The sequence below is a fragment of the Paraburkholderia sp. CNPSo 3076 genome (genome assembly GCF_026343935.1).
Lineage (GTDB): Bacteria > Pseudomonadota > Gammaproteobacteria > Burkholderiales > Burkholderiaceae > Paraburkholderia > Paraburkholderia nodosa.
This window is the reverse complement of record NZ_JAPMAL010000007.1, coordinates 14,678-26,793: the sequence shown is the minus strand read 5'-3', so window position 1 is coordinate 26,793 and position 12,116 is coordinate 14,678. Positions and strand designations below refer to the sequence as shown.

General features: G+C 66.2%; 10 protein-coding genes and 1 pseudogene. 7 read left to right on the top strand and 4 right to left on the bottom strand.

What is annotated here, in order from left to right:
- Nucleotides 1-134: 134 nt before the first annotated feature.
- The 3 genes and pseudogenes from M3A49_RS09850 to M3A49_RS09840 form a co-directional block, all read left to right on the top strand.
- Nucleotides 135-1,451: a THUMP domain-containing class I SAM-dependent RNA methyltransferase gene (locus M3A49_RS09850; RefSeq protein ID WP_266228523.1), complete on the top strand. Its 1,317-nt coding sequence runs from the start codon at nt 135-137 to the stop codon at nt 1,449-1,451.
- 186 nt (nt 1,452-1,637) lie between these two features.
- Nucleotides 1,638-2,027, top strand: coding sequence for a VOC family protein (locus tag M3A49_RS09845; RefSeq protein ID WP_254335551.1), 390 nt, complete (start codon nt 1,638-1,640; stop codon nt 2,025-2,027).
- Nucleotides 2,028-2,065: 38 nt separating this feature from the next.
- A pseudogene (locus M3A49_RS09840) lies at nt 2,066-2,797 on the top strand (helix-turn-helix transcriptional regulator); the annotation flags it as partial.
- A gap of 75 nt (nt 2,798-2,872) precedes the next feature.
- Here M3A49_RS09840 and M3A49_RS09835 read toward each other — a convergent pair.
- Genes M3A49_RS09835 through M3A49_RS09825 form a run of 3 tightly spaced genes read right to left on the bottom strand, consistent with a single transcriptional unit; the run spans nt 2,873 to nt 5,840 of the window.
- Nucleotides 2,873-4,327 (bottom strand): NAD(P)(+) transhydrogenase (Re/Si-specific) subunit beta, encoded by a 1,455-nt coding sequence (locus tag M3A49_RS09835; RefSeq protein WP_266228670.1) that lies wholly within the window; start codon nt 4,325-4,327, stop codon nt 2,873-2,875.
- Between the two features lie 14 nt (nt 4,328-4,341).
- Complete coding sequence (locus M3A49_RS09830; RefSeq protein ID WP_028201972.1) at nt 4,342-4,671, bottom strand: NAD(P) transhydrogenase subunit alpha; 330 nt, start codon at nt 4,669-4,671, stop codon at nt 4,342-4,344.
- 17 nt (nt 4,672-4,688) lie between these two features.
- A complete protein-coding gene (locus M3A49_RS09825) occupies nt 4,689-5,840 on the bottom strand; it encodes a Re/Si-specific NAD(P)(+) transhydrogenase subunit alpha (protein WP_254352431.1) in 1,152 nt (383 codons plus the stop codon).
- Between the two features lie 294 nt (nt 5,841-6,134).
- Here M3A49_RS09825 and M3A49_RS09820 point away from each other — a divergent pair, with 294 nt between their 5' ends.
- The 3 genes from M3A49_RS09820 (at nt 6,135) to M3A49_RS09810 (ending at nt 9,705) form a co-directional block, all read left to right on the top strand.
- Nucleotides 6,135-6,641, top strand: a complete 507-nt coding sequence (locus tag M3A49_RS09820; protein WP_266228522.1) for an NUDIX hydrolase — start codon at nt 6,135-6,137, stop codon at nt 6,639-6,641.
- A gap of 12 nt (nt 6,642-6,653) precedes the next feature.
- On the top strand, nt 6,654-7,850 hold the full coding sequence (mnmA, locus tag M3A49_RS09815; RefSeq protein WP_266228521.1) for a tRNA 2-thiouridine(34) synthase MnmA: 1,197 nt from the start codon (nt 6,654-6,656) through the stop codon (nt 7,848-7,850).
- Nucleotides 7,851-8,097: 247 nt separating this feature from the next.
- Nucleotides 8,098-9,705, top strand: coding sequence for an FMN-binding glutamate synthase family protein (locus M3A49_RS09810; RefSeq protein ID WP_254352434.1), 1,608 nt, complete (start codon nt 8,098-8,100; stop codon nt 9,703-9,705).
- A 95-nt stretch (nt 9,706-9,800) separates the two neighbouring features.
- Here the strand turns inward: M3A49_RS09810 and M3A49_RS09805 are convergent, their stop codons facing one another.
- Nucleotides 9,801-10,412: a glutathione S-transferase C-terminal domain-containing protein gene (locus tag M3A49_RS09805; RefSeq protein ID WP_028201968.1), complete on the bottom strand. Its 612-nt coding sequence runs from the start codon at nt 10,410-10,412 to the stop codon at nt 9,801-9,803.
- A gap of 271 nt (nt 10,413-10,683) precedes the next feature.
- On the opposite strand from M3A49_RS09805, the gene M3A49_RS09800 reads away from it, so the two are divergent.
- Complete coding sequence (locus tag M3A49_RS09800; RefSeq protein WP_266228669.1) at nt 10,684-12,090, top strand: aminopeptidase P N-terminal domain-containing protein; 1,407 nt, start codon at nt 10,684-10,686, stop codon at nt 12,088-12,090.
- Nucleotides 12,091-12,116 lie beyond the last annotated feature (26 nt).

The following is a 12,116-nucleotide window of genomic DNA, read 5'->3' as shown; positions in this document are numbered from 1 at the left end:
GCGCCAGGGACGAGGCAAATGGCGGCCCAATGCGGGCATCGAGCGCGCTCCAGGGGAGCCGGCGGCATGCACGCCTGGCCGCTCCCGCAACCCGCGTACAATAGCGCCTTCCCCGCAGCGTCCCATCCTCCTTCATGTCTTTCGATTTCTTTGCCCCCTGCCCGCGCGGCCTCGAAGCCGCGCTCGCCGCCGAACTGGCCGAAACCGCGCAACGGCGCCTGCCGCCCGGCGCACTCCAGGTCGGCGCCGAGGTGCCCGGCGGCGTGCATTTCCGCGGCAACTGGGCCGGCGGCATCGCCGCCAACCTGCATTCGCGCATCGCGAGCCGCGTGCTCCTGAAAATCGCCCAGCGCCCGTATCGCAGCGAACAGGACATCTATGCGCTCGCGCGCGAGCAGCAGTGGGAGAAGTGGTTCTCGGCGAACGAGACGATCCGCATCGACATCACCGCGATCAAGTCGCCGCTGCGCAGCCTCGAGTTCGCCACGCTGCGCGTGAAGGACGCGATCTGTGACCGCATGCGCGACAAGGCCGGTGCGCGTCCGAGCGTCGATACCGCCTATCCCGACGTGCGCGTCTTCGCCTTCCTCACGGCGAACGAATGCACGCTCTATCTCGACACCTCGGGCGAGCCGCTCTTCAAGCGCGGCTGGCGTCTGGACAAGGGCGCCGCCCCGCTGCGCGAGAACCTCGCCGCGGGCATCCTGCGCCTCACGGGCTGGACGCCCGGCACGCCGCTCTATGACCCGATGTGCGGCAGCGGCACCTTCCTCGCGGAAGCCGCGCAAGTCGCGCTCGACATCGCGCCGGGGCTCGATCGCCGCTTCGGCTTCGAGTCGCTCAAGCAGGCCGACATGGCCGCGTGGCGGCACCTCAAGAGCGAGGCGAACACGGCGCGCAATCTCGCGCAAAGCAAGACCGGCGACCTGCTGATTTACGGCAGTGACATCTCCGACGTCATGCTGGAAAAGGCGCGCGCGAATTTCAAGCGCGCGGGCTTCGGCAGCGTGACGCTCAAGCAGCTCGACGCGCGCAACATGACGCCGCCCTCGGCTGCGCCCGGCATTCTCGTGGCGAATCCGCCGTACGGCGAGCGTATCGAGGTGCGCGGCCGCAATGCGCGCGGCGAGGCGCGCCCGACGGCGCGCGAGCTGCGCGGCGACGATGACGAAGGCTTTCGCCGCGCCAAGGACGAGGCGCCCGACGCCGAGTTCTTCCAGGCGCTCGGCGACGCGCTCAAGCAGCGCTTCACGGGCTGGCGAGCATTCGTCCTCACCTCGGACCGCAAGCTGCCGGGCCAGCTGCGCCTGCGCGAAGCCGCCAAGACGCCGCTCTACAACGGCGCGCTCGAATGCCGCCTGTTCCGCTTCGACCTGATCGCGGGCAGCGTGCGCCAGCGTCCGGCCAGCGGCGGCGCGAATCCCGCCGCCGGCAACGACGACGCCAGCTGACATTGGCAAACGCGCACGGCGGGTGACGCTCCCACCCGCCGCTTAAGTGCGCGGCACGACGCGTCAAACCTACTGACAACACGCTGTCAGCAGCCCCCTGGCACACTGCTTCTACGCCATCCGGCGAGGCTGCCGCCGCCCGGCTGCCGCCATTACCGTCCGCCGTTGTCTTCGAGGAGCTGCACCGTGTCTACCGATCTGTCCCGTGTGATCTCGTGGTTCGAAATTCCCGCGCACGACCTGGAGCGTGCCGCCCGCTTTTACGAAACCGCCTTCGACACCGCGCTGCAGCGCGAAGTAGTCGGCGGCGTGCCGATGGCGCTGTTCGCTCACACCGAAACTGAAACCGGCGGCTGCATTGTGTTCAATCCGCACGACGCCAAGCCCGACCCGAAGGGCGTGCTCGTATATCTGAACGCGCAGCCATCGGTCACGGCCGTGCTCGACCGCGTGCAAAAAGCCGGCGGCAAGCAGCAAGGGCCCGCCGTGGAGTTGCCGAACAACTACGGCTATATCGGCTTCTTCATCGATACCGAAGGCAACCGCGTCGGTCTGCACGCGCCGAAGCTCGGTTAAGCCTCAGGCGGGCGCCGCGCCCGCCCGGCGCTATCATCGGTGCTTATCCCAGTCACCGCGCCCGCCTACGCGACCGCCCTGCCATGACCCGCCGCGCCGACCGCCTTTTTCGCATCGCCGAACTGCTGCGCGGCCGGCGTCTCACCACCGCCCAGCAACTGGCCGGCTGGCTCGAAGTCTCGCCGCGCACGGTCTATCGCGACGTGCGCGACCTGCAGCTCTCGGGTGTGCCGATCGAGGGCGAGGCGGGCATTGGCTACCGGCTCGCGCGCACGGCGAGTCTGCCGCCGCTCACCTTCACCGCCGACGAACTCACCGCGCTCGCCGTGGGTGCCCGCATGGCCGAATCGTGGGGCGGCGCGGCGCTCGCAAGCGGCGCACGCGGTGCGCTCGCGAAAATCGCCGCCGCGATGCCGGCGGAAAAGCGTGCCGTGCTGGAACGGCTTGCCGTGTTCGCACCGGCGTATCACATGGATCACGCGTTCTCGGACAAGCTCGACGCGCTGCATCGCGCCGTCGACACGCGGCTCGTCGTGCGCTTCGCGTACTGCGACCGCATCGGCGCGCATACGCAGCGGCGCATCTGGCCGCTTGGGCTCGTGTACTGGGGCGCGCAATGGACCGTGGGCGCCTGGTGCGAAATGCGCGAGGACTTCCGCAACTTCAACATCGCGCGCATGGAGAACGTGGAAGTGCTCGAGCAGTTTCCCGATGTGAGCGGGCGGCGCCTGGCCGACTATCTGCGCCGCGTGAATGCGCCTTCGTTGTGAGCGGTCAACACGGCCGCAATTGAAAAAGGCGCGCATCGCTGCGCGCCTTTCGCGTGGGTTTGATGCGAGCAGCGCTTACTCCACCGCTTTCACCATCTCCTCGATCACCTTCTTCGCGTCGCCGAACACCATCATGGTTTTATCCATGTAGAAGAGTTCGTTGTCGAGGCCCGCGTAGCCCGCCGCCATCGAGCGCTTGTTCACGATGATCGTGCGCGCCTTGTACGCCTCGATGATCGGCATGCCCGCGATCGGCGACTTCGGATCGTTCTTCGCCGCCGGATTCACCACATCGTTCGCGCCGAGCACCAGCACCACGTCGGTCTGGCCGAACTCGTTGTTGATGTCCTCCATCTCGAACACCATGTCGTAGGGCACCTCGGCTTCCGCAAGCAGCACGTTCATATGGCCCGGCATGCGGCCCGCCACCGGGTGGATCGCGTAGCGCACGTCCACGCCCTTTTCGACGAGCTTGTCGGTGAGTTCCTTCAACGCATGCTGCGCACGCGCCACGGCGAGACCATAACCCGGCACGATCACGACACTTTCGGCGTTGCCGAGCATGAACGCAGCATCGTCAGCCGAACCCGACTTCACCGGACGCTGCTCCTGCGCCCCACCCGCCGCCGCCGCGCCCGCTTCGCCGCCGAAGCCGCCCAGCAGCACGTTGAAGAACGAGCGGTTCATCGCGTGGCACATGATGTACGACAGAATCGCGCCCGAGGAACCCACCAGCGACCCTGCGATGATCAGCATGGCGTTGTTCAGCGAGAAGCCGATGCCCGCTGCCGCCCAGCCCGAGTACGAGTTCAGCATCGAGACGACCACCGGCATGTCCGCGCCGCCGATCGGGATGATGATGAGCACGCCCAGCGCGAACGCGATCAGCGTCATGATGATGAACGGCAGCCACGACTGCGTGAGGAAGAACAGGATGCCGAAGCCGATCATGCCGAGCGCGAGGAACAGGTTGATCAGATGCTGGCCCGGATAGACCACCGGCGCGCCCTGAAAGAGCCTGAACTTGTACTTCCCGGAGAGCTTGCCGAACGCGATCACGGAACCTGAGAACGTGATCGCGCCCACGAACGTGCCGATGAACAGCTCGATGCGGTTGCCATACGGCAGGAAGCCCGGATACGGCGCGTCCTCTGCAACCAGCCCGAACGCTGCCGGTTCGGAGACGACCGCATACGCAATGCACACCGCCGCAAGACCGATCAGCGAGTGCATGGCCGCGACGAGTTCGGGCATCTTCGTCATCTCGACGCGCGCGGCGACATAGGCCCCAAGGCCGCCGCCCACCACGAGCGCCGCGAACAGCAGCGCAAGTCCAAGCCCGAGATTCGAGCCGAACTGTGCGGACTCCTTCACGATCAGGGCAAGGGTCGTGAGAATGGCGATGGCCATACCGACCATGCCGAACACGTTGCCGGCGCGCGCGCTCTTCGGATTCGACAGCCCCTTGAGCGCCTGGATGAAGCAGACCGACGCCACCAGATAAAGCAGCGTAACGACGTCCATACTCACGAAGTTCAGCCCCATCATGCGCCCTCCTTGCTGCCAGGGGCGGAGAGCTTTTTCGGCTCCTTCTTGCGGAACATTTCCAGCATTCGCCGCGTGACGAGGAACCCGCCGAACACGTTCACGGCTGCGAGCAGCACGGCGAACGTGCCGAAGAATTTGCCCGGTCCGCCCACAGTCAGGCCCGTGGCGAGCATCGCGCCGACGATCACGATCGCCGAGATCGCATTGGTCACGGCCATGAGCGGCGTATGCAGCGCAGGCGTGACGTTCCAGACCACGTGATAGCCGACGTACACGGCCAGCACGAAGATGATCAGGTTGATGACGGTATGGTTGATGACTTCCATTGTTGGTCTCCTCCTCGTCATGCCTTGCGCGTGACCTGGCCGTCACGTGCGATGAGCGTGGCCGCGACGATGTCGTCCGCGAGATCGATGTTGAGCGCGCCTTCCTTCGTGACAATGAGCTTCAGGAAGTCGAGCAGGTTACGCGCGTAGAGCGCAGAAGCGTCGGCGGCGACCATCGAGGCGAGGTTCGTGTAGCCGCAGATCTGCACGCCGTGGTGCATCACCACCTTGTCAGCCTCCGTGAGCGGGCAGTTGCCGCCGCGTCGCCCGCTTGCCTCGTCCGCGACAGGACCGCGTCCTGCCGCGAGGTCGATGACCACCGAGCCTGGCTTCATCGCCTGCACGGTTTCCGATGGCAGCAGCGTCGGCGCGTCGCGGCCGGGAATCAGCGCGGTCGAGATGACGATGTCCGCCTGCTTCGCGCGCTCGTGCACCAGCGCCGACTGGCGCGCCAGCCACGATGGCGGCATGGGCCGGGCATAGCCGCCCACGCCGACGGCCGCTTCGCGTTCCTCATCGGTTTCGTAGGGCACATCGAGGAATTTGCCGCCGAGCGACTCGATCTGCTCCTTCACGGCGGGGCGTACATCCGAGGCTTCGATCACCGCGCCCAGGCGCCGCGCCGTGGCGATGGCCTGCAGGCCCGCCACGCCCGCGCCGAGAATCAGCACGCGCGCGGCCTTTACCGTGCCGGCGGCGGTCATGAGCATCGGCATGAAGCGTGGATAGAGGTTCGAGGCCACGAGCACCGCCTTGTACCCGGCGATGTTGGCCTGCGACGAAAGCACGTCGAGGCTCTGCGCGCGCGTGGTGCGCGGCGCGGCTTCGAGCGAGAAGGCGGTCACGCCCGCTTCGGCCAGCTTTGCCGCATTCTCCGCATTAAAGGGATCGAGCATGCCGACCAGCACCGCGCCGCGCTTCATGAACGGCAATTCGCTGACGGTGGGCGACTGGACCTTGAGCACGAGGTCCGCGCCGAAGGCCGTGGCCGCATCCGCGACCTGCGCACCCACGGCCGTGTAGGCCTCGTCGGGATAGCTCGCGCCGACGCCGGCGCCCGCCTGGATCGTGACCGTGTGGCCCTGGGCGACGTACTTCTTGACTGTCTCCGGCGTCGCGGCCACGCGGGTTTCGTTCGCCCGCGTCTCTGCAGGCACTCCGATATGCATCGTTGTTTCCTCCTCGACCTTCTTGTTCTAGCTGTTCTGGCTCGAATCGAGCGAAGGGAGGCCGACAAACGGCGTTCAAGCGCCGGCATCCATTGCAACGGCAAACGACGGCACCACTTTAACCGAAAGCAGCGGCGGCTTTGTAGCGGGAATTGCCCGTTTTTGTGCGATGCACACAACACGCTCTGCCGTCCGACCGGACGGTCGGCAGTGCCAGGCGAGCCGGGCCGCACCCCTGGGGAGTCCGATCCGGCCCCGGGCAGCGTTCGCGCCGTCCCGGTAAAATACCGGCCCATGAATGAGGAAACCTGGGCACCCCACGTCACCGTGGCCGCGATCGTCGAGCGCGACGGGCGTTTTCTGCTCGTCGAGGAGCACACGAGCGCCGGACTGCGTCTGAACCAGCCCGCCGGCCATCTGGAAGCGGGCGAGACGCTGCACGAGGCCGTGGTGCGCGAAACGCTCGAGGAAACCGCGCATGCGTTCACGCCGGAAGCGCTGGTCGGCGTGTATATGACGCACTTCGGCAAGCCAGACGAGAGCGGTGCGACGTACGTGCGCTTCACGTACTGCGGCAGTGTCACAGCCGAGGCGGAAAACCGCGCGCTCGATCCGGATATCGTCCGCACGGTGTGGATGAGCGTGGACGAGCTGCGCGCGGCGAGCGAGCGCCATCGCACGCCGCTCGTGATGCGCTGTGTCGACGATTACCTCGCTGGCAAGCGCGTGCCGCTGGATTTCATCCAGACGCACGCGACGGCGCCGAAAGCGGCGCCCAAGGCAGCACCCAGGATGAACTAAGGCAGCAACGAAATGAGCAAACGTAAGGTCGTGGTAGGCATGTCGGGCGGCGTCGATTCGTCGGTTACCGCATGGCTGCTCAAGGAGCAGGGATTCGACGTTGTCGGTCTCTTCATGAAAAACTGGGAAGACGACGACGACGGCGAGTACTGCTCGACGCGCCAGGACTGGATCGACGTGGTGTCGGTCGCGGACCTGATCGGCATCGACGTCGAGGCCGTGAACTTCGCCGCCGAATACAAGGACCGCGTGTTCGCGGAGTTCCTGCGCGAGTACTCCGCGGGACGCACGCCGAACCCGGACGTGCTCTGCAACGCCGAGATCAAGTTCAAGGCCTTTCTCGACCACGCCATGTCGCTCGGCGCGGAGACGATCGCCACGGGCCACTATGCGCGCGTGCGCCAGAACGAGAGCAACGGACGTTTCGAACTGCTGAAGGCGCTCGACCACACGAAAGATCAGTCGTACTTCCTGCACCGCCTGAACCAGGCGCAGCTGTCGAAGACGATGTTCCCGCTCGGCGAAATCCCCAAGACGAAGGTGCGCGAGATCGCCGAGAAGATCGGCCTGCCAAACGCAAAAAAGAAGGATTCCACAGGAATCTGCTTCATTGGCGAGCGGCCGTTCCGCGACTTCCTCAACCGCTATCTGCCGACCAAACCCGGCCCGATGATGACGCCCGATGGCAAGGTCGTGGGCGAGCATATCGGCCTCGCGTTCTATACGTTCGGGCAGCGCAAGGGCATTGGCCTTGGCGGCAGCAAGGACGGCAGCGGCGATCCGTGGTTCGTGGCGGGCAAGGACATGGCCTCGAACACGCTCTACGTCGTGCAGGGCCACAATCATCCGTGGCTGCTCGCGCACGAGCTACGCGCAGGCAACGTGAGCTGGGTGGCGGGCGAGCCGCCGGCGCAAGACCACGCATGCGGCGCGAAAACGCGCTATCGCCAGGCCGATGCGCCTTGCTCGTTCCATACCGCAGACGAATTCGGCGCGGGCCAGTTCACGCTGCGTTTTCCCGACGCGCAATGGGCCGTGACGCCGGGCCAGTCGGCGGTACTCTATGACGGCGACGTGTGCCTGGGTGGCGGCATCATCGAGGCGGTAACGACGCTCGCGCCACACGTGCCCGCCGTGCTGCCGCCCGAAGCGCCGAAGAAAAAGAAGCGCGTACCGCGCAAGAAGCCGGCTGCGGCGACGACCGCGTGACGCAAGCAGCGTCAGGCAAAACGTAAGAAAACACCGCTCGGCGCCCAGGGCGCCGCGTTTTTTTATCAGCCTTTCGACGCCTGCCTAACGCCGCTCAACCGGCTTTGCCCGCTTCCCGGCCGGATTCACGAACTTGCGGCATCATTCCCGCAAGCCGCGCCCAGCAACCGCGCGGCTGACGCGCACCGCCCCCTTTACGAGAGGAGAGCAGGCGCGCGCATTACATCAAGTTCGAGGAGTTCCCCCAATGTTTTCCCGACGTTATCTCGCCATGTGGGGCGCGGTGCTGCTGCTTGCAGCCTGTGTCGCCGCGGCCGCGCTCCATCACCTGTCGTGGTACTGCGTGATCGTGCCCGCGCTGCTCGTCGCGCTCGGCCTCTACGACATGTTCCAGGAACGCCACGCGATCCTGCGCAACTACCCGATCTGGGGTCATCTGCGCTTTCTGTTCGAGTTCGTGCGGCCCGAAATCCGCCAGTACTTCGTCGAGGACGACACCGACGAAAAGCCGTTCTCGCTCGCCCAGCGCAGCCTCGTCTACCAGCGCGCGAAGAACGCGGTGGACAGCCGTCCGTATGGCACCGAACTCGACGTGAAGGCCGTGGGCCACGAGTGGATCAGCCATTCGCTCGCGCCCACCAAGCTCGCAGGCAGCGACTTCCGCGTGCTCGTGGGCGCCAACCGCGCGCAACCGTACTCGATGTCGATCTTCAACATCTCGGCGATGAGCTTCGGCGCGCTCTCCGCGAACGCCATCCGCGCGCTCAACATGGGCGCGAAGAAAGGCGGTTTCGCGCACGACACCGGCGAAGGCTCGATGTCGAAGTATCACCGCGAGAATGGCGGCGACATCATCTGGGAGATCGCCTCGGGCTACTTCGGCTGCCGCAACGACGACGGCACCTTCAGCGCCGAGAAATTCCAGCGTCTCGCGAACGAGCCGCAGGTCAAGATGATCGAGGTGAAGCTCTCGCAAGGCGCGAAGCCCGGCCACGGCGGCATGCTGCTCGCGGCGAAGGTCACGCCCGAGATCGCCGAAACGCGGGGCATTCCCGTCGGCCAGGATTGCGTCTCGCCGGCGCGCCACTCAGAATTCTCCACGCCGCGCGGCCTGCTCGAATTCGTCGAGCGCCTGCGCAAGCTCTCGGGCGGCAAGCCCACGGGCTTCAAGCTGTGCATCGGTCATCCGTGGGAGTTCTTCGGCATCGCCAAGGCGATGCTGGAAACCGGCATCCTGCCCGACTTCATCGTCGTGGACGGCGCGGAAGGCGGCACGGGAGCCGCGCCGCTCGAATTCACCGATCACATCGGCACGCCGCTGCAGGAAGGGCTGCTTCTCGTGCACAACACGCTCGTCGGCATCGGCCTGCGCGACAAGATCAGGATCGGCGCGAGCGGCAAGATCATCACCGCGTTCGATATCGCGCGCACGCTCGCAATCGGCGCAGACTGGGTGAATTCGGCGCGCGGCTTCATGTTCGCCGTGGGCTGCATCCAGGCGCAGAAGTGCCACTCGGACCGCTGCCCCACCGGCGTCGCCACGCAAGACCCCGTGCGCCAGCGCGCGCTGAACGTGCCGGACAAGGGCGAGCGCGTCTTCAACTTCCATCACAACACGCTGCACGCGCTGCAGGAGCTGATTCAGGCCGCCGGTCTCGCGAGCCCTTCGGATCTGCGTGCGCATCACATCGTGCGGCGCGTGTCGTCGTATGAAGTGAAGCTGATGTCGGAACTGCTCAAGTACCTGAAACCCGGCGATCTGCTCGAAGGCCGCTATCGCTATCAGCTGTACGAGAAGTGGTGGCCGGTTGCGCGCAGCGATTCGTTCGCGCCGGCTGAGGAAAAGATCGTCTGAGGAAGGCGATCCGCGACTTGAACGAAAACGCCCGACGGCACGCGATGCCGTCGGGCGTTTTGTTTAAGCCACGTGAGCTGCAGATCGACTGGACGTCAGCCTTGCGGCACCGTGTCGACGAACGACTGACGCTGCGAGAGCTTCTCGAAGTGGCGCGCGAGATTCGGATGCGCCTCGCGCCAGTTCAGCTCCGGCATGCGGAAGTCGAGATAGCCGAGCGCGCAGCCTACGGCGATATCCGCGATCGAGTAGCGGTTGCCCGCGCACCACGGGCTGCCGTCGAGCCCCTTGGCCATCGCCGTGAGACTTTCGTGAATCTTGCGCTCCTGGCGCTTCACCCACGCCTCGTTGCGCTGCTCCGGCGTGCGCTGCGTGCCTTCGAGGCGGATCAACACGGTGGCGTCGAGCATGCCGTCGGCGAGCGCCTCCCAGCAACGCACTTCGATACGCTCACGTCCTGCGGGTGGAATGAGCTTGGCCACGGGCGAGAGCATGTCGACGTACTCGCAGATCACGCGCGAGTCGAACACGGCCTCGCCGTCGTCCATCACGAGACACGGAACCTTGCCGAGCGGGTTGAAATCGTGAATCGCCGTTTCCTCGCCCCACACGTTTTCGAGCACCAGCTTGTAGTCGATTTTCTTTTCGGCGAGCGTGATCCGCGCCTTGCGGACATACGGGCTGCCGAGCGAACCGATGAGTTTCATACCACCTGCCTTTTCTGGAATCCGGCCGAAGTATACGTTGGATTCGCGTTTTTCTGACGCGCCGGTTGTTGCAGTGCAGGATTTTTCCTACAAATGATGTCAGCGAGAGACAACACCTGGCAACAGCGGCACACGGGTCGGAGCGCCGCGAGCCAGCGCGTCCGTTTGTAGCCAGCGCTACAATCTCACGATGGACTCGACCCTCAAGCAAAGCGCCCCGGCCGCCTCGAGCGAAGCCCAACCTGCGGCCAGCGTGGCCGACGCAGCCGACATGCAGCGCGGCCCCGACGGCGGCGCGGCGCTCTATCGCGCGCGCCGCGAACGCGTGCTTGCGGCGCTGCGTGCGCAAGGCGGCGGTGTCGCGCTCGTGCCAACCGCGCCCGAAGCGCTGCGCAATCGCGACGCGGACTATCCCTATCGGCACGACAGCTACTTCTACTACCTCACCGGCTTCACGGAGCCCGAGGCGCTGCTCGTGCTCGACGCGAACGCGGGCGAGAATCAGCCCGCCGCCATCCTGTTCTGCCGCGCGAAGAACGTCGAGCGCGAAACGTGGGAAGGCTTTCGCTTCGGCCCGGACGCCGCGCGCGAAGCGTTCGGCTTCGACGCCGCGTTTCCTGCCGACGAACTCGATGCGCGCATCCCGCAGCTCATCGCCAACCGTCCGGCGCTGCACTACGCGCTCGCGGCATCGGATCGCTTCGACGCGCAGGTGAAGCGCTGGATCGACGCGGTACGCGCGCAGGGGCGCAGCGGCGTCACGGCGCCGGCCGCCGCGTACGACCTGCTGCCGCTGCTCGACGACATGCGCGTGTTCAAGGACGCGCACGAACTCGACACGATGCGCCGCGCCGCGAAGATCTCGGCGCTCGCCCACGTTCGCGCGATGCAGACGTGCCGGCCCGGCATGCGCGAATACGAGATCGAGGCGGAATTGCTCTACACGTTCCGCAAGCACGGCGCGCAGGCGCCCGCCTACGGCTCGATCGTCGCGGCAGGCGCGAACGCGTGCGTGCTGCACTACCCCGCGGGTAACGCGGTGGCGCGCGAGGGTGACCTCGTGCTGATCGACGCGGCGTGCGAGTTGAACGGCTATGCCTCGGACATCACCCGCACGTTCCCCGCGAGCGGCCGCTTCACGAGCGCGCAACGCGAGCTTTACGACATCGTGCTCGCCGCGCAGCAGGCCGCTATCGACGCCACGTGCGCCGGCGTAAATTTCGAGGCGCCGCACGACGCCGCGGTGCGCGTGCTCGCGCAGGGGCTGCTCGATACCGGCATCATCGACCGGCAGCGCTTTGCGAGCGTCGACGACGTGATCGCCGAGCGCGCCTACGCGCGCTTCTATATGCATCGCACCGGGCACTGGCTCGGCATGGATGTGCACGACGCGGGCGATTATCGTGAACGCGGTGAACGTGGCGTTGCGGCAAGCGCCGAAAAGCCCGACGCCCCGCCGCCGTGGCGCACGCTGCGCGCCGGCATGACGCTCACGATCGAGCCCGGCCTCTACATCCGCGCGGCCGAGGACGTGCCTGAGCGCTACTGGGACATCGGCATCCGCATCGAGGACGACGCCATCGTCACCGAAACGGGCTGCGAGTTGATCACGCGCGGCGTGCCCGTTGCCGCCGATGAAATCGAAGCGCTCATGCAGGACGCGCAACGCGGCGCGTGATGCAGACGGCAAACGCAGAGGCGAAG

Bases quoted from the DNA above. Each gene is read 5' to 3' on its own strand.
- M3A49_RS09805 (WP_028201968.1), bottom strand. From the start codon at position 10,412: ATGAAACTCATCGGTTCGCTCGGCAGCCCGTATGTCCGCAAGGCGCGG.
- M3A49_RS09830 (WP_028201972.1), bottom strand. From the start codon at position 4,671: ATGGAAGTCATCAACCATACCGTCATCAACCTGATCATCTTCGTGCTG.
- mnmA (WP_266228521.1), top strand. From the start codon at position 6,654: ATGAGCAAACGTAAGGTCGTGGTAGGCATGTCGGGCGGCGTCGATTCG.
- M3A49_RS09820 (WP_266228522.1), top strand. From the start codon at position 6,135: ATGAATGAGGAAACCTGGGCACCCCACGTCACCGTGGCCGCGATCGTC.
- M3A49_RS09800 (WP_266228669.1), top strand. From the start codon at position 10,684: ATGCAGCGCGGCCCCGACGGCGGCGCGGCGCTCTATCGCGCGCGCCGC.
- M3A49_RS09810 (WP_254352434.1), top strand. From the start codon at position 8,098: ATGTTTTCCCGACGTTATCTCGCCATGTGGGGCGCGGTGCTGCTGCTT.
- M3A49_RS09850 (WP_266228523.1), top strand. From the start codon at position 135: ATGTCTTTCGATTTCTTTGCCCCCTGCCCGCGCGGCCTCGAAGCCGCG.
- M3A49_RS09825 (WP_254352431.1), bottom strand. From the start codon at position 5,840: ATGCATATCGGAGTGCCTGCAGAGACGCGGGCGAACGAAACCCGCGTG.